Annotated in this window: 25 protein-coding genes; 12 read left to right on the top strand and 13 right to left on the bottom strand. The window is 27.6% G+C overall.

Annotation, left to right across the window (positions count from 1 at the left end):
- Positions 1–30: 30 nt before the first annotated feature.
- Positions 31–1,032, bottom strand: a complete 1,002-nt coding sequence (locus ACIJYB_RS07355; RefSeq protein ID WP_435150961.1) for a porin — start codon at positions 1,030–1,032, stop codon at positions 31–33.
- A 199-nt stretch (positions 1,033–1,231) separates the two neighbouring features.
- Between ACIJYB_RS07355 and ACIJYB_RS07350 the strand changes: the two genes are divergently transcribed.
- From ACIJYB_RS07350 to holA, 4 genes are read left to right on the top strand one after another with little or no spacing between them, the layout of a single operon-like run.
- Positions 1,232–1,780 carry a DUF3576 domain-containing protein gene (locus ACIJYB_RS07350; protein ID WP_435150960.1) on the top strand — a complete coding sequence of 183 codons (549 nt, stop codon included), beginning with the start codon at positions 1,232–1,234 and terminating at the stop codon, positions 1,778–1,780.
- A 17-nt stretch (positions 1,781–1,797) separates the two neighbouring features.
- Positions 1,798–4,338, top strand: coding sequence for a leucine--tRNA ligase (gene leuS, locus ACIJYB_RS07345; protein WP_435150958.1), 2,541 nt, complete (start codon positions 1,798–1,800; stop codon positions 4,336–4,338).
- 5 nt (positions 4,339–4,343) lie between these two features.
- Positions 4,344–4,802 (top strand): hypothetical protein, encoded by a 459-nt coding sequence (locus tag ACIJYB_RS07340; RefSeq protein ID WP_435150956.1) that lies wholly within the window; start codon positions 4,344–4,346, stop codon positions 4,800–4,802.
- On the top strand, positions 4,792–5,784 hold the full coding sequence (holA, locus tag ACIJYB_RS07335; protein WP_435150954.1) for a DNA polymerase III subunit delta: 993 nt from the start codon (positions 4,792–4,794) through the stop codon (positions 5,782–5,784). The genes ACIJYB_RS07340 and holA overlap by 11 nt, the downstream gene beginning before the upstream one ends.
- Here the strand turns inward: holA and ACIJYB_RS07330 are convergent.
- The 10 genes from ACIJYB_RS07330 to hemE all read right to left on the bottom strand — a co-directional run bounded on the left by ACIJYB_RS07330 (position 5,774) and on the right by hemE (position 16,975).
- A complete protein-coding gene (locus ACIJYB_RS07330) occupies positions 5,774–6,622 on the bottom strand; it encodes a ParB/RepB/Spo0J family partition protein (RefSeq protein ID WP_435150952.1) in 849 nt (282 codons plus the stop codon). The genes holA and ACIJYB_RS07330 overlap by 11 nt on opposite strands.
- Positions 6,622–7,416, bottom strand: a complete 795-nt coding sequence (locus ACIJYB_RS07325; RefSeq protein ID WP_435150951.1) for a ParA family protein — start codon at positions 7,414–7,416, stop codon at positions 6,622–6,624. Before ACIJYB_RS07325 ends, ACIJYB_RS07330 begins: the two co-directional genes overlap by 1 nt.
- Complete coding sequence (locus ACIJYB_RS07320) at positions 7,417–8,070, bottom strand: 16S rRNA (guanine(527)-N(7))-methyltransferase RsmG (RefSeq protein ID WP_435150949.1); 654 nt, start codon at positions 8,068–8,070, stop codon at positions 7,417–7,419.
- A complete protein-coding gene (mnmG, locus tag ACIJYB_RS07315; protein WP_435150948.1) occupies positions 8,070–9,941 on the bottom strand; it encodes a tRNA uridine-5-carboxymethylaminomethyl(34) synthesis enzyme MnmG in 1,872 nt (623 codons plus the stop codon). The genes ACIJYB_RS07320 and mnmG overlap by 1 nt, the downstream gene beginning before the upstream one ends.
- A 117-nt stretch (positions 9,942–10,058) precedes the next feature.
- Positions 10,059–11,390, bottom strand: a complete 1,332-nt coding sequence (mnmE, locus tag ACIJYB_RS07310; protein ID WP_435150946.1) for a tRNA uridine-5-carboxymethylaminomethyl(34) synthesis GTPase MnmE — start codon at positions 11,388–11,390, stop codon at positions 10,059–10,061.
- Positions 11,391–11,409: 19 nt separating this feature from the next.
- Positions 11,410–13,089 carry a hypothetical protein gene (locus tag ACIJYB_RS07305; RefSeq protein ID WP_435150944.1) on the bottom strand — a complete coding sequence of 560 codons (1,680 nt, stop codon included), beginning with the start codon at positions 13,087–13,089 and terminating at the stop codon, positions 11,410–11,412.
- A 90-nt stretch (positions 13,090–13,179) separates the two neighbouring features.
- On the bottom strand, positions 13,180–14,448 hold the full coding sequence (gene rho, locus ACIJYB_RS07300; protein ID WP_435114033.1) for a transcription termination factor Rho: 1,269 nt from the start codon (positions 14,446–14,448) through the stop codon (positions 13,180–13,182).
- A 64-nt stretch (positions 14,449–14,512) separates the two neighbouring features.
- A complete protein-coding gene (hemJ, locus tag ACIJYB_RS07295; RefSeq protein WP_435150942.1) occupies positions 14,513–14,947 on the bottom strand; it encodes a protoporphyrinogen oxidase HemJ in 435 nt (144 codons plus the stop codon).
- Complete coding sequence (gene hemH, locus ACIJYB_RS07290; protein WP_435150941.1) at positions 14,940–15,974, bottom strand: ferrochelatase; 1,035 nt, start codon at positions 15,972–15,974, stop codon at positions 14,940–14,942. The genes hemJ and hemH overlap by 8 nt, the downstream gene beginning before the upstream one ends.
- Positions 15,974–16,975 (bottom strand): uroporphyrinogen decarboxylase, encoded by a 1,002-nt coding sequence (gene hemE / locus ACIJYB_RS07285; protein ID WP_435150939.1) that lies wholly within the window; start codon positions 16,973–16,975, stop codon positions 15,974–15,976. The genes hemH and hemE overlap by 1 nt, the downstream gene beginning before the upstream one ends.
- A gap of 272 nt (positions 16,976–17,247) precedes the next feature.
- Here hemE and ACIJYB_RS07280 point away from each other — a divergent pair, with 272 nt between their 5' ends.
- From ACIJYB_RS07280 to dnaQ, 5 genes are read left to right on the top strand one after another with little or no spacing between them, the layout of a single operon-like run.
- Positions 17,248–18,075 (top strand): pyruvate, water dikinase regulatory protein, encoded by an 828-nt coding sequence (locus ACIJYB_RS07280; protein WP_435150937.1) that lies wholly within the window; start codon positions 17,248–17,250, stop codon positions 18,073–18,075.
- On the top strand, positions 18,065–18,649 hold the full coding sequence (locus tag ACIJYB_RS07275; protein WP_435150936.1) for a Maf family protein: 585 nt from the start codon (positions 18,065–18,067) through the stop codon (positions 18,647–18,649). Before ACIJYB_RS07280 ends, ACIJYB_RS07275 begins: the two co-directional genes overlap by 11 nt.
- The gene (aroE, locus tag ACIJYB_RS07270; RefSeq protein ID WP_435150934.1) at positions 18,649–19,440 is read left to right on the top strand and encodes a shikimate dehydrogenase; all 792 of its coding nucleotides are present in this window, start codon (positions 18,649–18,651) and stop codon (positions 19,438–19,440) included. Before ACIJYB_RS07275 ends, aroE begins: the two co-directional genes overlap by 1 nt.
- The gene (gene coaE, locus ACIJYB_RS07265; RefSeq protein WP_435150932.1) at positions 19,440–20,009 is read left to right on the top strand and encodes a dephospho-CoA kinase; all 570 of its coding nucleotides are present in this window, start codon (positions 19,440–19,442) and stop codon (positions 20,007–20,009) included. The genes aroE and coaE overlap by 1 nt, the downstream gene beginning before the upstream one ends.
- Positions 20,010–20,675: a DNA polymerase III subunit epsilon gene (dnaQ, locus tag ACIJYB_RS07260; RefSeq protein ID WP_435150930.1), complete on the top strand. Its 666-nt coding sequence runs from the start codon at positions 20,010–20,012 to the stop codon at positions 20,673–20,675.
- Here dnaQ and ACIJYB_RS07255 read toward each other — a convergent pair.
- Positions 20,668–21,090: a protein-export chaperone SecB gene (locus ACIJYB_RS07255; protein ID WP_435150928.1), complete on the bottom strand. Its 423-nt coding sequence runs from the start codon at positions 21,088–21,090 to the stop codon at positions 20,668–20,670. The two genes, dnaQ and ACIJYB_RS07255, sit on opposite strands and share 8 nt — an antisense overlap.
- Entirely contained in the window at positions 21,074–21,499 is a 426-nt protein-coding gene (locus tag ACIJYB_RS07250; RefSeq protein WP_435150926.1) for an FxsA family protein, read from the bottom strand. Before ACIJYB_RS07250 ends, ACIJYB_RS07255 begins: the two co-directional genes overlap by 17 nt.
- 58 nt (positions 21,500–21,557) lie before the next feature.
- On the opposite strand from ACIJYB_RS07250, the gene ACIJYB_RS07245 reads away from it, so the two are divergent.
- From ACIJYB_RS07245 to ACIJYB_RS07235, 3 genes are read left to right on the top strand one after another with little or no spacing between them, the layout of a single operon-like run.
- Positions 21,558–22,154, top strand: a complete 597-nt coding sequence (locus tag ACIJYB_RS07245; RefSeq protein ID WP_435150925.1) for a Tim44/TimA family putative adaptor protein — start codon at positions 21,558–21,560, stop codon at positions 22,152–22,154.
- A complete protein-coding gene (locus ACIJYB_RS07240; protein WP_435150924.1) occupies positions 22,155–22,568 on the top strand; it encodes a Smr/MutS family protein in 414 nt (137 codons plus the stop codon). It abuts the gene before it with no gap.
- The gene (locus ACIJYB_RS07235) at positions 22,565–23,383 is read left to right on the top strand and encodes a sulfotransferase domain-containing protein (RefSeq protein ID WP_435150922.1); all 819 of its coding nucleotides are present in this window, start codon (positions 22,565–22,567) and stop codon (positions 23,381–23,383) included. Before ACIJYB_RS07240 ends, ACIJYB_RS07235 begins: the two co-directional genes overlap by 4 nt.
- The last annotated feature ends 3 nt before the right edge of the window (positions 23,384–23,386 follow it).

Raw genomic sequence — 23,386 nt, 5'->3', positions numbered from 1 at the left:
GGCCCTTTTAAATCTTAGTTATTAACTAAATTAGAATGCAAATGATGCACCTAAAGTCCACTGTTCCACATCTGCAGCAGATGAAGTTGAGTAGTCTAGGTTTTCACCATCTTTCATGCTTCCTGAAAGAGTCATACTACCAGCTGTGTATGCAAATGAAATCGCATCGATTTCAGCATCAACTGATTGGTCACTTTGCTCGTGAGTCTCTGTACCGTAAGTTACAGAAAGTTCATCTGACACAGTGTATGATAAAGCGTATGAAGTTGACTCATTGTCAACACCAGTTGAACCTAAATCATTTTCTGATTGTGAGTATGTAACTGTTACTGGACCATAAGCGTAACTAGCTTTCATAGCTGAGTTATCACCTCTAGTTGCAGCAGAAGTTCCATCAATTTCAGTTGTTGCATAGTTTAAAGTTAAACCTTCAACACCTGAATAGTTAACACCATAACCAGTTCCTGCTTCAGAGTTACCACCTTGTGGTTGGTAAGAAACTACACCAGTTAGACCTTCCATTAACTCTGGAGAAGTGTATACAAATGCATTATTTCCAGAAGAAATAGTTGTTTGTAGATCTACGAATGTAATTCCTGCATCGTTAGATAATTGGTCAAACGCATCCCATAAACCACCTGCAGCAGTTCCTGAAATAGCACTTGTAGCATTTCCGCCACCTTCACCACTAAATGTAAGTGATCCCATTGAATCTGAACTTACAGTTATTGAGTGACTGTCAAACGGAGCGCTTGAACCAACTTTATTAGTTGCATCGGCAGTACCTGCATCATCACCTTGATCTAAAACGAAAGATACAGAAACATTTAAACCGTTATCTAATTCACCTGAACCAGAGAAAGTTAATTGGTTACCCATTGAAAAAGATGTACCAGCGTTTAAACCTTCACCAGTCCAACCTGTTACACCTAATGATGCACCACCACTTACACTGATCGCACCAGCATTAGCTGATACAGAAACAAGTGAAGCTGCTAATGCAGTCATACCTATTTTTTTAAAATTGTTCATATTAATTACTCCTTTAATTAGTTGTTAATTATTAATAATAAACACTGCTTTTATACAAACGAATTGCCATTTTTTTTGATAAATTACTGTATTTATCAAATATAATTGAGATGTGTGATATATTTGTTACACTAGGCTAATTCCTTAATATTTTAGCAAAATACAACAAATTATTGTATAAGAAATTCAAAATATAATAATGAAAATATTAAAATCATTGAAAATACTGGGCTTTTTAAGCATTTTGTTGCTATTTTTCAACAGTTGTAATGGAAAATTGCCGGGTGGTGATGCAAGAAAATTTCCTTCAGATCCAGAAAAAAGAGTGCAGCAAAATCTTAAAGAAGGAAGAGGGTTTAAATTAAATGATATGACTTTTGGAGCTGCTCGAGGTGGAGTTTTTGATTTCGCAAGTTCTAATGAACTTTGGAGAGCAGCCTTAGACACAATAGATTTTATGCCATTATCATCGGTAAATTATAGTGGGGGTATAATTATTACAGACTGGTATTCTGAAAATAACAGGCCCAATGAAAGTCTTAAAATTTCAATTAGATTTATGACAAATGAAATTAGGTCTGATGCATTAAAAATTAAAGTTTTCAATCGAAAATGTTCAAGCGCACTATTAGACTGTAAATTAAGTGAAACTGATGGTGTTATAGTTTCAGAGCTTAAAAAAGAAATACTCAAAAAAGCTTCATTGTATAAAGAACAAAAAAAAAAGAGTAAAAAATATTTCAAATAAATTGAATTAAGTATTTTGTGGAAAGATATAATTTTAAAACTGTTGAAGAAAAATGGCAAAAAATTTGGGAAAAAGAAAAAACTTTTTCTACAAAACTAGATAAAACTAAAAAAAAATTTTATTGCCTCGAAATGTTTCCTTATCCATCAGGTAAAATTCATATGGGCCATGTAAGAAATTATACAATTGGTGATGTGCTCGCTAGATTTAAAACTTTGCAGGGATACAATGTACTTCATCCAATGGGATGGGACTCTTTTGGAATGCCCGCTGAAAATGCTGCTAGACAAAATAATTTAAACCCCAAAGAATGGACTGAGTCTAACATTTCAAATATGAAGTCTCAATTGAAAAGAATAGGACTTTCAGTAGATTGGGATAGAGAAATATCTACATGCTCTGTTGAATATTATAAACATCAACAAGAATTTTTCTTAGAATTATTTGATAAAGGTCTTGTGTATAGAAAAGAACAAGATGTCAATTGGGATCCTGTAGATCAAACAGTTCTTGCAAATGAACAGGTTATTGACGGCAAAGGTTGGAGGTCTGGAGCTCATGTAGAGAAAAAAAAATTAAATCAATGGTTTTTCAATATTACTAAATTTTCGAATGAACTTTTAGAAAGTTTAGATACATTGGATCGGTGGCCAAACAAGGTTAAAACGATGCAAAAAAATTGGATTGGCAAATCGTTTGGCTGTGAGGTGAATTTTGAAATATCATCATCTAGGGATGTTAAAGAAATTAAATGCTTTACCACTAGACCCGATACATTATTCGGCCTTTCCTTTTTAGCTTTATCAGTTGACCATCCATTATCTAAATTTTACAAAAATGATGAAAAATTTAAAAAATTTAAACAAAAATGCTCTAAAGATGGGACTACTGAAGAAGCCCTAGCAAATGCTGAAAAAATTGGATTTAAAACCGATCTTGAAGCTATTAATCCATTGGATAAAACAACAAAGGTTCCTGTTTATTTCGCAAATTTTGTTTTAATGGATTATGGACTTGGAGCTGTTTTTGGTTGTCCTGCACATGATCAACGAGATCTTGATTTTGCAATTAAATATAATTTAGATGTAAAGACAGTAGTGACCCCAGATAAAGATCAAAGAGATTTTAAGGTTGATAAAGAAGCCTATACAGGAACCGGTTATATTTTTAATTCAAGTTTTTTAAACGGTTTAAAATGTCCTAGTGAGTCTATAATTAAAACTATAGAGCACCTAGAAATTAAAAAATTAGGAAAAAAGAAAATTAATTTTAGACTTAAAGATTGGGGTGTATCAAGGCAAAGATATTGGGGATGCCCAATACCAATAATTTATGATGAAAATAATACACCTCATAAACTTCCAAAAGAAATGCTACCCGTAGAATTACCTAATATTGATAAGTTAGAGTCAACTGGAAACCCTCTAGATAAATTAACAGATTGGAAAAATATAAAAATTGATGGAAAAAATTTTACAAGAGAAACCGATACTCTTGATACATTTGTTGACTCCTCATGGTACTTTTTAAGATTCTGTTCTCCAAATAATACGTCATATGGATTTTCTTACGATGACATAAATTATTGGATGCCTGTAGATCAATATATTGGTGGTGTTGAACATGCTATATTACACTTATTATATTCAAGATTTTTTATGCAAGCCCTTTCATTTGAAAATGAAAAATTTGACATAAAAGAACCTTTCAAAGGATTATTTACCCAAGGTATGGTTTGTCACGAAACTTATAAAGATGAAAATAACAACTGGATCAGCCCAGATGAATTAATTAATAAAGATGGAAAAAAATACTTAAAAAATGACACATCAAAAATTGTAAAAGTTGGACCATCAGAGTCGATGTCAAAATCAAAAAAAAATACAATTGATCCAGAGAATATTATTAATAATTATGGAGCTGACTCTGTTAGGCTATTTATTTTATCAGATAGTCCACCTGAAAAAGATGTTCAGTGGTCTGAGGAAGGAATTATTGCTTCATTTAAGTTTATTCAAAAATTATGGTCACTCCACGAAAAGATTTTAGAAGAAATTGATAAAGATCACACAATAGATAAAAGTGATGAATTAATAAAATTTACAAACAAATTTATAAAAAAAATTAGTAATAATCTGGAAAACTTTAACTATAATATAATAGTTGCTAATTTGCATGAGATGCATTCTTTTTTAAGTAAGGAAATAATTAAAGGATATCAAAAAAAAACAATATTAGTAAATTATGAGAAAATTTTAATAACGATGATGCCAATTTTACCACACTTATCTAACGAATGTTTTGAAAGTATCAAAGAAGACAAAGTTGAAATTAATTGGCCAAATTATGACGAAAAGTATATCAAAGAAGAAGCAAGTATAGTTGTTGTTCAAATCAACGGAAAAAAAAGAGGTTTGGTTAATGCTAAATTAGACTTATTAGAAGATGATATAATGAAATTAATTAAAGATGATAAAAATTTAAACAAATATTTAGTTGATAAAGAAATTAAAAAAAAGATTTACATTAAAAACAAGCTTATAAATATAATCATCTAAAGTTTATGAGAAATATAATTTTAATTTTCTGTTTAATTTTTTTATGTAGTTGTGGCTATACTTCAATTTATAAAAATCAAAAATCTCAAGATTTTCAAATTAATATAATTGAAATGGTAGGCGATAATGAATTTAATAACTTATTCAGAAATGAACTTAAGTTATATTCTAAAACAGATTCAAATAAAAAGTACGATATTTTAATAAATTCCAAATACCAAAAAATTACTGTTTCTAAAAACTCTTCAGGAGTTGCAACAGACTATAAAATTTTAGTAAATACAACAATTAATATTAATCTAAACAAGGAAACAAAAAAATTAGAATTTAATGAAAGTATTAATATCAAAAATAATTCTAATTCGTTTGAACAAAATAAATATGAAAGAAATATTAAAAGAAACTTTGCTTCATCTATAAGAGAAAAATTTTTAATTAGAATATTTAATTTAAATGATAATTAAATCATATGAAGTGAATAAGATTAATCCTGAAATACATAATTTATTATTATTTTACGGTAAAAATGAAGGTCTTAAAAATCAAATAACTAAAAATATAGTCAAGAATACTATTAATATTCATAATTATGATGAAAAGGAAGTTTTAGATAATGAACATATCTTTATTGATAATTTGTTAACAAAATCACTTTTTGATGAAAAAAAATTAATAATTATCAAAAGATCAACTGATAAAATTTTAAAAATTATTGAAAGCTTAAAATCAGAAAAACTCGAAGACATAACTATTATTATTAATGCAGATAATTTAGAAAAAAAATCAAAACTGAGATCTTTTTTCGAAAAAAATAAAGAAACAATTTGTATTGCTTTTTATCCTGATAATGATCAAACTTTATCGAAATTAGCATACGATTTTTTAAAAAGTAAAAAAATTTCGATCTCACAATCGAGCATAAACTTAATCATAAATAAATGTAATGGGGATAGAGAGGCACTCTACAATGAGCTTAATAAGATAGATTTATATACGCAAAATGGAAAAAAAATTACAACTGAAGAAATAATGAAAATTACTAATCTCATCGAAAATCATAGTGTTTCGGAATTAGTGGATAATTGTTTAGCAAAAAACAATAAAAAGATAATTAATATTTTAAATGAAAATAATTTTAATAATGAAGACTGTATGTTAATCGCAAGATCTCTTTTGAATAAATCAAAGAGAATACTTCAGCTTGTTAAAGAATTTCAAAATAATAAAAATATTGAATTAACCATTTCTTCAGCAAAACCACCTATTTTTTGGAAAGATAAAGAAATTACAAAACAACAGATAAAATACTGGAGACCAGAAAGTATTAAAGATTTAATCTATAAATTAATTGATATAGAGCTTTTGATAAAAAAAAATGTAAACAACTCTATTAATTTAATTACCGATTTTATTTTAGAACAATCTTCTACAAAATCTAATAATTAGATTTAATTATTTCTATTATCTTATTTAATTGATCTAAACTTTTATACTCAAATGAGATTTTACCCTTATTATTTTTTTTATTTTGAATTGAAACATTTATTCCAATTTTATTTGAAACAGAATTTTCAAGATCTTTTATATTTGCATCATTAGAATTTGTTCGCTTTAATTTTTTAGTTTTAAATATTTTTACAAAACTTTCTGCTTGTCTTACTGACAATTTCTTTTCCACAATTTTATTAGCAACAAATGAGGCATTTTCTAAACCTACTAAAATCTTTGCATGTCCAGCACTTAGTTTTTGAGACTCTATCAATTTGATTACCTCTATTGGCAATAAAAGAAGTCTCAAACAATTTGTAATATGGCTTCTACTTTTTCCAATAAATTTTGATACTTTTTCATGGTCATAAGAAAAATCATCTATTAATCGTTTATAACCTTGGGCTTCCTCGAGAGGATTTAAATCATGTCTTTGAACATTTTCAACGATAGCAAATTCCAATGATTTTAAATCATCTGCTTCTGTTATTACTACTGGCACATTATGTAGTCCTGCCCTTTGTGCTGCAATCCACCTTCTCTCTCCTGCTATTATTTCAAATTTAGATTTATCATCATTCGATTTTCTTACAATAATCGGTTGTAAAATCCCTCTTTCTTTAATAGAGTTTGTAAGGTCTTTTAAATTATCTTCGTCAAAAATTTTTCTTGGTTGATACTTGTTAGGTATTAAATCGCTAACAGGTAATTGGTTTTTTTGTGTTTCAACTTTTGTTTCTCCAATTAAAGAAGATAGACCTCTACCCAAACCTTTTTTTATTTTATTTGAGTCCATTAAGCAGCACTTCCAATAGTTGTCTCTTGATTTATAAATTCATCAGTAAAACTAAAATATGATTTACTTCCAGGACAAGATTTATCATAAATTAAAACTGGCATTCCATGGGATGGAGCTTCTGACAATCTCACGTTTCTGGGTATTACTGTTGAATACACTTTCTCATTAAAATAATCTCTTGCTTCCTTTTCAACTTGTGATGACAGTTTATTTCTTTTGTCATACATAGTTAGAAGTATTCCTCTAATTTTTAATTCTGGATTTAAGTTAATTTTTATTCTCTCAATTGTTTTCATAAGCTGCGTTAAACCTTCCAGTGCAAAAAATTCTGTCTGCAAGGGAACAACTAACGACTGTGAGGATACTAATGCCATAACTGTTAGCAAACTAAGTGATGGTGGACAATCAATTAGAATATAATCATATATACCTCCAGAATCATTTAAATATGAGGTTAATTTATGCTTCAATAAAAATGCTCTGTTACCATCATCTGCAGTTTCAACTTCTAATCCTGATAAATCGACATTTGAACTTATAATATCTAAATTACTAAACTCAGTTTTTTTAATTACGTCAAAAATTTCTTTTGTACCATTTAATACACCATAAATTGTGTCACTAGAACTTTCCATATTAGATAATCCAAGACCTGTTGTTGCATTTCCTTGTGGATCTAAATCTATAACTAAAATTTTTTTATTTTGCTGAGATAACCCTGCTGCAAGATTTATTACCGTTGTAGTTTTTCCAACCCCACCCTTTTGATTTATGACAGAAATAATTTGCATTTAATTTTTTTTATTTTTTTTTCTAATTTTTTTTATATTTAATAAAAATGAATCTTCGTTTGTTAAACTTTTTTTTTCCGTGTATTCTAAATCCCAATTCTTTAAAGAATTTTCAAAAACTCTTTTTCCGTTCTTCCCCATAAAGAAAATTAAATTAGTGTATCTTGAAAAATTTTCATAAACTAAATCCAAAATAACTGGCATTGGTTTAAATGCTCTAGACATTATGGTTCCTGTTTCTAATTTTTTTAAATCAAAGATATTTTCTTGAAATATTTTTGTGTTTAATTGCAATTTTCTAGACACTTCTTTTAAAAAAAGACTTTTATGATGACTTTTTTCATATAAATGCATTTTAATGTTTTTTTTCATGTTTTTTAATATAATTGCTATAACAATGCCAGGCATTCCACCTCCTGAACCTAAATCTGTGGTTGTATTTTGATTAAAATTAATAAAATCAATGATTTGTGCTGAATCTATTATATGACGTGCTCTAATAACATCATTTTTTGCATTTTCATGACTAATTATGTTTATTTCTTTATTTTTTTCCATAATCATTGATAGGAATATTTCAAAGTCTAAAAATGTTTCACGTGAAACATTTAAGCTATTGAGTCTGTTATATGAATCTATAATTTCTTGTTCCATTAAGCTATATGCTTAATAGACTTTCTTTTAACATGTGACAACAAAATATATACAGCTGCAGGGGTAATTCCATCAATTCTAAGTGCTTGACCCATAGTTTTGGGTTTAATCTCTTTAAATTTTGCTTTTACCTCATTGGACAACCCTGAAAAACAATCATAATTGATATTATCTGGAATTATAAGATTTTCATCTCTTTTGAAAGCTAAAATATCTGCTTTTTGTTTTTTCAAATAACCCCTATAATGAGCATTAATTTCAACCTGTTCATCTATTTCATTATTGAAAAAGGGAATATCCGACCATATTTCTCTAATTTTACCCATATCTACTCCTTTTTGGGTTAATATTTCATTAGAAGATCTCAAAACCCCATCTTTTGCTATTTTTATGCCAAATTTATCAGCTTTATTGGGTGATATAGTTGATTGACTCATTTTTACATTGATTTGGTTAATTTTATCGAATTTATCTAAATAAAAAGCTTTTCTTAAATCACCAATTAATCCTATCTCAATTCCTTTAGCAGTTAATCTTTGATCTGCATTGTCAGATCTAAGGCTTAACCGATATTCTGCTCTTGATGTGAACATTCGATATGGTTCGGCAACACCTTTAGTAACTAAATCGTCGATCATTACTCCTATATAAGCATCAGATCTGTCGAGTATAAAAGGTTCTAATTTCTTAAAAGATAAAGCGGCGTTTATTCCAGCTATAAGACCTTGTGCTGCTGCTTCTTCATATCCTGTTGTTCCGTTAATCTGTCCAGCAAGGTAAAGGTTACTAATCTTCTTGGTCTCAAGTGTTAAAAACAGTTCTCTTGGATCTATATAGTCATATTCTATAGCATAACCCGGTCTTATAATAGATACATTTTCTAAACCATTGATATTATTACATATTTCTTGCTGTATTTCAGCTGGGAGGGATGTAGAGATGCCATTTGGGTAAATAGTATGGTCATTTAGCCCTTCAGGCTCTAAAAATATCTGGTGTCGACCCTTATCAGCAAATTTTACTATCTTATCTTCAATAGATGGGCAGTATCTAGGTCCAACACCTTGTATACTACCAGAGTACATAGCGCTCCTAGATAAATTTTTTTCAATTATTTTATGAACCTTTTCATTTGTATAAGTCATACAACATGAAACTTGTTTGTTAATATTTTTTTTAGTTAGGAAAGAAAAAAAATAAGGATCATCATCTGCAAACTGCTCTTCTAAATTTTCATAATTTATTGTTCTTGAATCTAGTCGGGGAGGAGTTCCTGTTTTTAATCTTCCTATTTTGAAATCATATTTTTCTAATTGTTCACTTAAACCTGTTGAAGGTTTCTCATCATACCTTCCAGCAGGTGTTCTTTCATCGCCTATATGTATCAAACCATTTAAAAAAGTGCCCGTTGTTAGTATTAGCTTAGAACATAAAACTTTTTTACCTTCTTTAGTTAAAAAGCCAGTTATTGTATTTTTGTAAAAAAGAAACTTTATTACAGGATCAGAAAAAATGTATAAATTACAGTAGTTTGCAAGTTTTTCTTGCATATATTTACGGTATAATGATCTATCTGATTGAGTTCTTGGTCCTCTTACTGCTGGGCCTCTACTTCTATTTAATAATCTAAATTGAATACCTGATTTATCTGCTACTTCACCCATAACTCCATCAAGGGCATCTATCTCTCTTACTAAATGACCTTTACCCAAACCGCCTATTGCTGGGTTGCATGACATCTCTCCGATTGTTTCTATCTTGTGTGTGAATAGGGCAGTGTTAACTCCTAGTCGTGCAGAAGCTGCGGCTGCTTCACATCCTGCATGTCCACCACCTATTACTACAACATCGAATGAAAAATCATTTTTCATAAGCTAAATTTATAACTGATTATTATATTTACAAGATGCGTATATTTTTGCTTAAATAAGCTTCAATTATCAACGTTTTTAAGTAAAAAAGGCCTTAAAAACGAGGAAAATGTGTTATTATTTACCTATACAAAAATCGTTAAAAATACTACCTAATATCTCCTCAACGTCGACTTTTCCAACAATCATACCAAGATGCCTGGTAGCTAATCTTAAATCTTCTGCAGCTTTATCAAAGTCTTCAACTTCATTTTTTTTATTAAAATTTTTAAGATGCTCTAAGCATTGCTCAAGATGTTGTCTATGTCGTTCCCTAGTAATTAAAATGTCATCACTTGTTATAAATTTATTTTTTAAATCATTTTTAATTTTTGAAATTAGTTCATCAACATTTAAATTTTCTTTAATAGAAATTAATACATGATTTAATTTTTTTATCTCAGGATTAATATCTTCCTTTAAAAGATCTGATTTATTTATTACTAAAATCGCATTATGATCTAACAATCTCTTCAAAACATCAGTAAAATCAGGGTTTTTTGCATCAACAACAACCAGCTTGAGATCAGCTTCTTCTGCTATATTTAAAGATAATTTAATACCTTTCTTTTCAATTTCATTTTTAGACTCTCTTATACCGGCAGTATCAGAAACAATTACTGGATAACCATCAATGTTGAGATGTGTTTCTATTACATCTCTTGTTGTTCCTGCAATCTCTGAAACTATAGCAACATCTCTATTTGATAAATGATTCATCAAACTTGATTTTCCAGCATTAGTTGGTCCAAGAATCGCTATTTTAAAACCTTCTCTAATTCTTTCTCCAACTTTATGATCGTTTAATATTTTTTTAATTTTAATTATTATTTCGTCTGAACTACTTTTAATTTCATTTAAAATATCATTTGGTAAATCTTCGTCTGGAAAATCAATTTTAGCTTCAACATGTGATAAAATTTTTAAAAGTTTTTCTCTTAAAATATTAAATTGATCTGCTGATTTTCCATTCATAATTTTGATAGCTTGTTGTCTTTGAATTTCAGTTTCAGAAGAAATTAAATCTGCAATACTCTCTGCCTTTAGTAAATTTATCTTTCCGTTTTGAAATGCAAGTTTTGTAAATTCTCCTGGTTCTGCTAATCGGCAGTTTTCAATATTTGAAATAGAAGAGTGTAAGGCATCGACTACTGCTTTGCTTCCATGTACCTGTATTTCAGCCATATCTTCACCTGTGTAGCTCTCAGGCCCCGGAAACCATAATATTATACCCTCATCTATCAGCTCAGAACTGTTGATTTTATTGATTTTTCTTAAAGTTGCTACTCTTGGCTTTGGAACACCCCTGCCAGTTATTAACTCAACAACTTTGGATGTTTCTTTTCCTGAAATTCTTACTACCGCAATACCAGATATCCCTGGGCCAGAAGAAAGAGCATAAATAGTCATAATTGATGTAATTATTTTACTAGAGTTTTAAAAGTGCATCACTAAAATTTTTTGAAAATTTTTGAGTATTAAATAAAGGAGAAGATAAAATATTTTCAAAAAGAAAATGACGGTATTCTTGAAGTTTTTTTTTATTTTTGGTTAAAAAGATTGCTTTTTCAACATACTCATCATCATTTGAAGCAATAAAATAATCAAGATTACAGTTTTTCATGATGCTTTCCCCACATCTTGAATTGAAATTGTATCCCCTTAAAACCAAAACAGGCACATTCATCCACAAAGCTTCAAACGTTGTTGTTACACCATTGTAAGGAAAAGTATCAAGAGCTAAATCAATATTTTTATATAAATTTAAATGATCTTCTTTATTTTTAAAATTTTTTTTCTCTAAAAAATGTACCTGTCTTTCAACTTTCTCTTTTTTAAAATAATTAAAAAGACATGTGTTGTCACAAAAATCTGACGATTTTAAAATTAATTTAAATTTGGATGATTGTTTTAATATTTTAGACCATGTATTAATAGTTTCTTCCGAAATTTTTTGGAAATTATTAAAGGATCCAAATGTAAAATCTGAAGAGTCAGATGACGGTAATTTATTATATTGCCTTTTAAAGCCAAAACCAGAGTGAGCATTCCATATTTCTGGAAGTTTTAAAATTTTTCCTGAATATAATTTTTCTTCTTTATTTAAAATTAAATTTTGATCAGCAATAATATAATCTATTGTTTCAAATCCCAATGTATTACAATAAGCAAGCCAAGAAATTTGAATTGGTGAAACTCTCGAATTAAAAATTTCAATTCTTTCAGGACATGTAAAACCCATCATATCTACTAGGATTTTTATATTATTTTCTTGTATAATATTTACAACATCCTGGTTTTGTTGATTTTCCAAATCAAACCAGTAATCAGCTAATTCTCTAAGTTCATTTTGACTTTTATCTTGATCTATTTTTTTTGCAAAAGAAAAAATAAAGATGTTAAATTTATCCTTATTCATATGTTTGATAGTATTTTTGATAAAAAAAGTTGTAGAATGATTATAATTAAAATCAGCAGAAACAAATCCTAAATTAATTTTATTATCATCAAAATTTTTTTTATTTATTTTTTTTGATATTAATTTTGGAAAATATTTAGAATTTAATATTGTTTGTTCGTAATGATTCTTTTGGGACCAGTCAGAAAGATAATTACCAAACATAAGGCATCGGCCCCTTAATATTTTCGATTGACTATTACCATTCAATATTTGTTTTATAATTTTTTTTAATTTTTTGTGATCTAATAAATGTTTAAATAAAAGATATCCGGCTGTTAGAAATTTATCATTATCTTCAAAATTCTTTTCAGCTTCCAGATAATATTTTTTAGAAAGAGATGTATAAGCTTGAAGAGATTTGTATTCTTTAAGGAATTGAATTGAAACTGATATTAAGTGATAAATTCCGTTAAGTCCATGTTGTCCAATTTTGTCATTTTCATAAGTTTCAACGAAGCAATCTAAAGCATACTTTGCATCATTTTCTGTTAAATTTTTACTGTATAATATGCTTATTCCGATTAGATTAGCTAAGCTAGGGTTTCTTTTATATGGAGCGGTGTATTTTTTAGAAATTTTTATTACTTCATCATATTTTTTTTTTAAAAACAAGTCTGTAATTTTTTTATCTATATTTTCACTAATCATGAATTTAAATTTGATATTAGCGAAAAATTAGATTGTAGCAATCTAACATAATCAAATTATTGCAATTGATACTGAATATTAATAGTTTGATTATGCTGGTTTATTCATTGAGTTAAAAAACTCAGCGTTATTTTTTGTATCTTTTAATTTTGAATTAATAAATTCAATAGCATCCATCGTTCCCATTGGAGCTATAATTCTTCTAAGAACATTCATTTTTTGAAGATCGTTTTTATCAAATAACAATTCTTCTCTTCTTGTTCCTGACTTTGTAATATCTATGGCTGGATAAATTCTTTTATCAGCAATTTTTCTATCTAAAACTGTTTCACTATTTCCTGTTCCTTTAAATTCTTCAAAGATTACCTCGTCCATTCTACTACCAGTATCGATCAAAGCGGTTGAAATAATTGTTAACGAACCACCTTCCTCAATATTTCTTGCTGCACCAAAAAACCTTTTTGGTCTTTGAAGAGCATTAGCATCAACACCACCAGTTAAAACCTTACCAGAGCTGGGAATTACAGCATTGTATGCTCTTCCTAATCTGGTAATTGAGTCTAGTAGAATAACAACATCTTTTTTATGTTCAGTTAATCTTTTTGCTTTTTCTATAACCATTTCTGCAACAGCAACGTGTCTTTGAGCTGGTTCGTCAAAAGTAGAACTTATTACTTCACCTTTAACGGTTCTCTGCATGTCGGTAACTTCTTCTGGTCTTTCATCAATTAACAGAACCATCAAATAACTTTTGGGATAATTTTTAGCAATTGAATTTGCAATACTTTGTAAAATCATTGTCTTACCAGCTTTAGGTGGTGAAATTATAATTGATCTTTGACCTTTACCAATAGGACTTACAAGATCAATTAATCTTGGAGTTAGATCAGGTTTTTTTTCAACTTTTGTTGTTTCTACTTCCATAACCATTTGTTGGTCTGGATAAAGTGGAGTTAAATTATCAAATGCAATTTTGTGCCTTGCTTTTTCTGGCTCCTCAAAATTAATTTTGCTGACCTGTAATAAAGCAAAATATCTTTCACCTTCTTTGGGTGCTCTCACTGGCCCCTCAACAGTATCTCCAGTTCTTAATCCAAACTTTCGGATCTGACTTGGACTAACATAAATATCATCGGGTCCTGGTAAATAGTTTGATTCCATCGCTCTTAAAAAACCAAAACCATCTTGCAATAATTGCAGCACGCCAGCTCCTGTTATTTCCTCTTTTTCTGCAACTTTTTTCAAAATAGCAAAAAGAATTTCCTGTTTTCTTAGTGTGCTCGCATTCTCAATACCGAGCTCTTCGGCTTGAGTAATAAGTTGTTCAGACGATTTTAATTTTAACTCTTGGATGTTCATGATTTGAATTTTTTAGGACTATGAAGATGAATATAATATATATGCTATAATTGTTATTTCAACCCTAGATTGGCTTAAAAATGACTAAAAAAACTATTAAAATCAGCATAATTGTAGGAACTTCATTAATTACTCTAAAGAATTTTGAAGATCTTGTATTGGAATTGTTTTTTAAAGATATGAGACATTTTTTAAGGTAATCATTATAAGCTGATAACAAAATTACTAGAACAATTTTTATTTGCATCCAAAGCTGAGAAAATATTTCTATCCCATTTAAGTAAATCAGAACCAAACCAAAAATCCAAGTTAAAATCATTGCGGGACGCATTATGTAATAAAAAAGTTTTCTTTCCATTGCTTCAAAAATATCGGTAGCTTCTTTTTTTTGTTTATTTTCAACATGATAAACAAAAATTCTTGGAAGATACAATAAGCCAGCCATCCATGAGACGACGGCTATCAAATGTAAACTTTTAAATAATAAATAACTATTCATAATTTAAGCATGGGCATTTAACAAATTGATTGGGGCATTGTGTTTTTGGAGGAAAAAGTTTTCCATCATAATTATAATCTTGCTTCTTAATAATCAAATCCGACATTGCTTTTATATAATTTGAATTTGTCCCTAACGCTGGCACTCTTGTATAATTTTTACATCCATTTTTATTCGCCAACTCTTTATACTCTATATCTAATTCAACTAAAGTCTCTGAGTGCTCTGATACAAAAGCTATGGGAACCAATACTATATGCTTTCCTAATTTTGAATTCTCTACAATTACATCATCCGTTGATGGGCCAATCCATTTTAAAGGTCCAACACGACTTTGATAACTTAATATCCAATCTAAATCTTTAATATTTAGTGATTTAACAATTTTATCAACACATTGTTCAACTTGCCATTGATAAGGGTCGCCCTTTTTAATATTTTTTTCAGGCAAACCATGTGCAGAAAATATTAACTTAAATTTTTCTAATTTATTTGTTTTTTTTATTATTTCCTCTTTATGTGCCAAAACAAAATTTTCATCTGTAGGATAACAACAAATTGTACTAGTTTTTATATTGAGATTGTTTTTTTTGCAAATATCTTTCCATTCTTTTATTGATGATCCTGATGTCGCTGCAGAATATTGTGGGTATAAAGGCATTAATATAATTTCATCTGCGTTAAAACTTCTTACGTGATTCACAACTTCATTAGCTCTTGGATGCCAACATCTCATCACAATAAAACATTTATATTCCGAGGTTTGATCATCATTATTAAGCTTTAATTCAAGAGCTTTGGATTGTTCTTTTGTTAATTTTAGAATAGGCGATGACCCTCCTAACTCCTGGTATATTTTTTTAGCTGTTGGTGTTCTTCTATTAGAAATCAATTTTGCTAAAGGATATCTAAAAAGTGATGGTAGATTTAATATTGCAGGATCATTAAATAAATTAAATAAAAAAGGCTCAACATTTTCTAGTTTGTCCGGACCTCCTAGATTAAAAAGAATTACGGCTTTCTTCATTAATAATTTTTTACTGTGTTAACCATGTATTCAAACATATTGGGATCTGTCTCAGGCAAAACCCCATGTCCTAAATTAAAAATATATGGATGATCTTTAAAAATATCCAGGTATCTAGTTGCTTTTTTTTTAATCGTTTCTTTATCTGTAAGTAATATTTTGGGATCTAGTCCACCTTGAATAGGAATATTTATATCGTTTAAGATTTTTTTTGGATCAATATTATAGTCAATACTTACCGCATCTGGATTAACAATGTTACAAAATTTTTTATAGTTTTTAATTTCTCTAGGGAAACAAATAACGGGTGTATTTAAAGATTTAACATAATTGACTAAATTCAAAGTGGGTGAATAAACATAATTAGGCAAATCTTTTTCTTCTAATAAACCCGCCCAACTATCAAATATTTGTATTACATCTGCACCATTATCAATTTGATTTTTAATATGTAATTTTAAAAATTTCTCTAAAATTAATAAAGTTCTATTTATTAAAAAATCATCCTTAAAGAAATCTTTCTTTAAATTTTTTTTAGGAGACTGTTGATTGATAATATATACAAGCAAAGTCCAGGGAGCGCCAACAAATCCTATTGTGTTTTTATTTTTTAATAAACTGTTTTCACTTACTTTTCTAATTGCTTTATATACTGGATTAATTTTTTGGACAAAATCAACTTCATCTAATTTTGACATTTCATTGATATTAACTTTTCCAAGCTTTGGTCCAAAACCTTTTACAAATTTAACTTCTTGATTGAGACCATATGGCAACATTAAAATATCCGAGAAAATTATAGCGGCATCTAAATTAAATCTTTTTAGTGGTTGAAGTGTAATTTCAGATGATAATTCTTCATTTAAACATAAATTTATAAAATTAGGGTTTAGTTTTCTAATCGTCATAAACTCAGGTAAATATCTACCTGCTTGTCTCATTATCCAAACAGGATTTATTTTAGTGTTTTTTTCTTTTATTACTTGATGAAGGGGAGTCATATTAAAATAATATATTTAATTATTGTATTAGTATTATGTAGTGTGAATATCTATGATAGTTGTTTATTAACATTTTATTGACTATTTAATAACATTTATAATTGATATAAATTGTTAAAATTGAAGCTTTTCCTAACTTTATTTAATTTTATGTATAATTTTTTAATATTGTTTATTTATGTGAATAAAATGCCTATTTTACAACAATTTTTGATTAATATTTGAATTGAGTAATTTTATTAAAATAATACAAATTTATTAACAATTTATTCATGAGTAATACATACCAAATTTATCTTATATCTGACTCAACGGGCGAAACTTTAGATAGAATTTTTTTAGCTTTAAAAGCGCAATTTGTAAATATTGAGTATAAAGTTCATTCATATTCCTTCACTAGAACGGAAAATCAAATTCTTAAAATTATAGATGATGCAAAAAAAAACCAAAATTCTGTGATATTATATACAATAGTAGAAAATAATTTAGCTAAATACTTGGCTAACGAAAGTAATAAAAAAGACATTCCCTGCTTCAGTGTTCTTGGAAATTTAATTTTAAATTTTTCTAAAACCTTAAATCAAAAGGCATCACATGAACCCAGTGGACAACATGCTCTGAATGATGAGTATTATGAAAGAATAGAAGCTATACAATTTACAATGAGTCATGATGATGGAAACCTTATTTCAGATGTTGAAAAATCGGATATAGTATTAGTTGGGGTAAGCAGAACCAGTAAAACACCAACTTCAATTTATTTAGCAAACAGAGGATTTAAAACATCTAACATTCCACTCGTAAATGAAAATTCTTTGCCAAAAAAACTTAGAGAAAATCCGCAACTCACATGTGTTGTGGGATTAAGCACGGAACCCGAGAGACTTGTTGAAATAAGAAAAAATAGGATGAACTCATTAAAAGAAACCGTAACTACAAAATATACTAATTTAGAAATTATCAAAAAGGAGGTTGATGAAGCAAAAAAAACGTTTCGGAAATATAAATGGCCTTCAATAGATGTAACCAGAAAGTCTGTAGAAGAAGCTGCTGCTTCTATAATAAAAATTCATGAAATATATTTAAACAATGTTAAATAAAATAATACTTGCTTCAAAAAGTAAAGTTAGAAAAGACATACTAGATGATAATAATATAGTAAACGAAGTTAAGCCATCTAATGTAGATGAAGACGCTGTCAAAGAAAGATTAATTAAAGAAAAAGCAACTCCAGAAATAATTTCAAAAAATTTAGCTGAATTAAAGGCAAATAAAATAAGCTTAAGTGAACCAGATCAATTAGTTTTAGGTGCCGATAGTGTAATCGATTTGGAAGGTGAGTTGATCTCAAAGCCAGAAAACAGAGAAGAAGCACTTCTTAATTTAAAAAAATTAAATGGTAAAATTCATTATTTGATTAGTTCCGTGTGTATATCAAAAAATGGAGCAATGATTTGGAATCACACTGATAAAGCAGTTTTAACAATGAAAAAATTTTCAAATGAAACTCTAAAGAAATATTTATCTAAAATAAGTGATGATGCTTTATTTGCTTATAATGTTTATCAAATTGAAGGAGAAGGAAGAAATTTATTTTCTAAAATACAAGGCAATGAAAATACAATAATGGGTTTACCAGTTGAAAAAATTAAAGAATATTTAAAAAAGATTTAATGAAAAAATTTTTAGTTATAGGAAACCCAATCGATCACACCCTATCCCCGAAACTTCATAATTTTTGGATAAAAAAAAATAATATAGAAGCTATTTATGAAAAACAAAAATTAGAGGAAAGTGATTTAGAAAACTTAATTTTTCAAGTAAGAGAAAAAAAAATATTTGGAGTTAACGTTACTGTTCCATTTAAAAATTCAGTCATTCCTTTTTTAAATGAACTAACATTAGAAGCTGAAAAAACGCAATCTGTAAATACAATTTATTTAAAAAATAATAAGGTAATTGGACATAATACAGATATAGGTGGATTTGAAATGAGTATTTATAAATCAAACATTAATCTAACAAATAAGAAAATTTTAATTTTAGGAGCAGGTGGTGTGGTTTCATCAATCATTTATGCGTTAAAAAAAATGAATGTATCTGCAATAACTCTTTCCAACAGGACAAAAGAAAAAGCAGAAAATCTAAAAAATATTTTTAGTGATTTAAATATAATAAAATGGGGTGAAGTTTCCAATTTTGACATGATTATAAATGCAACCAGTTTAGGGTTAAATAAAAAAGATGAGATAAATCTAAATTATTCATCAATTCATAAAAATAAATTATTTTATGATGTTATTTATAATCCAAAAGAAACAGGTTTTTTGAAGATTGGAAAAAATTTGGGTAATACTACAATAAATGGAAAATTAATGTTTGTTTATCAAGCTTTTTTAGCGTTTAACATTTGGCATGAATTCAAACCGGATATAAATGAGGAAATTTTAAAGCTTTTAGACTAATGATTAGAATTGGAATTTTGGGTGGTATAGGTTCTGGAAAAAGTTATATAGCAAAAAATTTTGGTTACCCAGTTTTTAATGCTGATCGTGAGGTTGAAAAATTATATCAAACAAATAAAAAAATTTTTAATAAACTAAATAAAAGATTACCAAAATATATTAATTCATTCCCTATAGATAAAAAAGAAATATTAAGTGCAATTTTAACAAATAAAAAAAATTTAAGTAAGATTGTTAAGATTGTACATTTAGAAGTTCGAAAAAAAATGAATGTTTTCTTGAAAAAAAATAAAAACAAGAAAATAATTATTTTAGATATTCCACTTCTATTAGAAAATAAAATTAATCATAAAAATGATATTTTGGTATATGTAGAATCTAAAAAAAAAGATGTTCTGAAAAGATTGAAACAAAGAAAAAATTTTAATCAGAAACTTCTTAAAAAATTCAAAAACATTCAGTTATCAAATAGTTTTAAAAAGAAAAAATCACAATTTATCATTAAAAATGATTTTACAAAAAAATCTGTTATGAATAGCATTAAAGATATTTTAAAAGTAATTATATAAATGAAAGAAGTAGTTTTAGACACAGAGACAACTGGCATATCAATAAAAGAAGGTCATAGAATTGTTGAGATTGGATGTATAGAACTAGATAATTTAGTTCCAACTAAAAATAAGTTTCATTGTTATCTAAATCCTGAAAGAAAAGTATCTGAAAAAGCATTAGAGGTACATGGATATACAGATGATTTTTTGGCAGAACAAAAAAAATTTAAAGAAGTTGGAGAACAATTTTTAGATTTTATTAAAGATAAAAGGCTTATAATTCATAATGCTGAATTTGATTTGGGCCACTTAAATAATGAATTGGCTATTTTAGGAAAAAATAAACTAAATAATGAAATAATTGATACTTTAATTTTAGCTAGAGATAAGTTTCCGGGATCACCTGTAAGTCTCGATGCTTTGTGTAAAAGATATAGAATTGATAATTCCAAAAGAACACAACATACAGCACTAATAGACTGTGATTTATTAGCTAAAGTCTATGTAAATTTAATTGATCAAAAAGAACCAACTTTAAATTTTCAAAGTCAAGATCAAGAAATAAAAAATAGAAATGATTTAAATGTAACTTATTATAAAAAAATTATTATACCAACTGAAGTTGAAATTAAAAAACATAAAGAATATTTAAATTTAAATTTAAAGAAAAATTATTTTAATTAAATCTTTGATTGTAAAGTTTTTCAAAGTCTATTTTTTTTTCGAATTTAACTCCTGGATAACCTGAATTATGCAAAAGATCTAAGAGTGATTTTTCAAGATCAGAATAAATTTTAGTTTGAACATCACATAAAATTATTTTTTCAAGTATTTTCTTGTCTTTAACATCTTCATTAATTTTAATGATGGTTGAAAAAATAATTTCAAAATATGCTTTTTTTTTACTTTCTTCTTTATCTTCAAATTTAAGTTTTGTATTAACTTCTATCATTTTATTTCTTAAAGGCTTAGATGTAATGTCAATATCCAATTGATATCTAGAAATGTTATCTTTAACAAATAAATATGTTTCCACATCTTTAGTTTCTCCAGATAAATCTTTAATATATTTACCTAATATTTTATATTTTTCTGTCATCGTCACTTTCTATATCTTCAAATTCACCATCAATGAAATCATTTTTTTCAGATTTTTTAGTTTTAAAATTTTTTAAAATTTTTTTAAAAAAAATTTTTCTTGTGATTGGAAAAATTATTAAAAACCCCAGAATATCAGTTGCAAATCCAGGGACAATTAAAAGTAATGCCCCAAAAGCAATTGTGGCCCCTGAAATCATTTCATAAGTTGGGGATTCATTTCTACTCAGTTGAATAAATCCTGATTTAAGAGTATTTAAGCCTTCGAATTTAGCATAGTAAACACCAACTATAGCGGTAGTAAAAATAAGTAAAATTGTAGAAATTGCTCCTATTTGAGCTCCTATTTTAATTAAAAGATAAATTTCGATAATGGGTATTAAAATTATTAATAATAAAATTGAGTTCATTTGTCCGTAATCTAAATTGCCAGTTGAAATAAATCAACTTAGTAATTACTATATAATCATGAATTACAGTTTTGAATACATCGATATAATTCTTTTAGCAATGATAGCGGGATTTATATTTCTAAGGTTGAGAGGTATATTGGGAAAAAGAACTGGGTTTGAAGGCAAAGCATCAGCTCAATTTGACAAGATTTTAAAAGAAGCTGTAAATCAACAACCTACCAAGATTAAAGAAACTTTTGACAAAAACGATCAAAAAGAATTTTTAAAGGGTGCAAAAATTGCGTATGAAACAATTATTACTGATTTTAGTGATAATGATAATAAAATTACTAATAGTAGATCTTTATTAAATAAAGAAATTTATAACCAGTTCAATGAAGCATTAAAACAGAGAAATGCAAGGGGGCACCACGCCGAAATAACTTTTATTGGAATTAACTCTGCAGAAATCAAAGAGCATAAAAAAGTAGATAAAACGTTAAATGTTACAGTAGATTTTATAGCTGAAGTTATAACCTGTATTAAAGATAAAGATAAAAAAATTGTATCCGGCGACCCAGAAAAGATTAAAAAGATTTATGACACTTGGATTTTTTCAAGAGACATAACTTCAATGAATCCTAATTGGCAACTAGTTAATATTTTAACATAGTTGACTGACGATATTTCAGAAAAAGATAAAAAAACCTGGGAAAATTTCCTATCTAGTAATGAGCCATTATCAGATAAAGACAAAGAGTATAAATCTAAAACTTTTATAAAATCACGATCAATCGATCTTCATGGATATACACTTAAAAATGCAAATAAATTAATTGAAAATTTCATATCCACATCATATGACGAGGGAATAAATAAGTTGGTAGTTGTAACCGGAAAAGGTATTCACTCTAATAATGAAAAAAATCCCTATGTTTCAAAAGATTTAAGTATATTAAAATATTCTATACCTGAGTTTATAGAAAATAATAATGATTTGATGAAAAAGATTATTGAAATAAAAGATGCCAAAATAGAAGATGGTGGTCAAGGTGCTTTTTATATATATTTAAAAAGAAAAAAATGATTATCTGGCTAGCATCATATCCTAAAAGCGGAAACACAATGTTAAGAACAATGTTATCCTCTTATCTTTTTACAAATGATGGCTCGTTTGATTTTGATATAATGAAAAAAATCAGTCAATTTCCTAATTCGAATATTTATGATAAATTAGATGTTAATTATAAAGATCTTAATGAAGTTATAAAAAACTCTATAAGAGCTCAAGAATCATTTAATAAAAAAGATTCTGTTGGTTTTGTAAAAACCCACAGTATGTTATTTAATTTTAATAGCAAATATCCCTTCACAAATTTAGAAAATACCTTGGGTGTTATTTACATTGTAAGAGATCCAAGAAACGTCGTACTTTCATATGCGCGCCATCTAAGAACTTCACCAGAAGAAACAGTTAAATTTATGACAAAAGGTAAAGCTAATGATATGTTTATCATGGGAAATTGGTCAGAAAATTTTATAAGTTGGAAGTCATTTTCAAATTATAATAAGTATTTATTAATTAAATATGAGGATTTAGTCTCTAAAAGAGAAGAAACTTTTTTAAAAATATTGCAATTTATCTTTAGGTTAAGAAATATTAATTTTAAAATAGACTCCAATAAGTTAGAGATTGTTTTAAAAAATACTTCTTTTGAAAATTTAAAAAATTTAGAAAAACAAAAAGGTTTTAGGGAAAGTATTAAAGGTTATGATGGTAAACAAATTCCTTTTTTTGATAAAGGAAGTTCAAGAGATTGGTCAAAAACACTAGATAACAATTTATCACAAGAAATTGAAAAATGCTTCAAAAATGAGATGACAGAATTAGGATACTTTTAACAC

This window comes from Candidatus Pelagibacter bacterium nBUS_44, assembly GCF_051200895.1.
GTDB lineage: Bacteria > Pseudomonadota > Alphaproteobacteria > Pelagibacterales > Pelagibacteraceae > Pelagibacter.
Note: the sequence above shows the minus strand (reverse complement) of the source record. Positions and strands in the feature narration are given on the sequence as shown.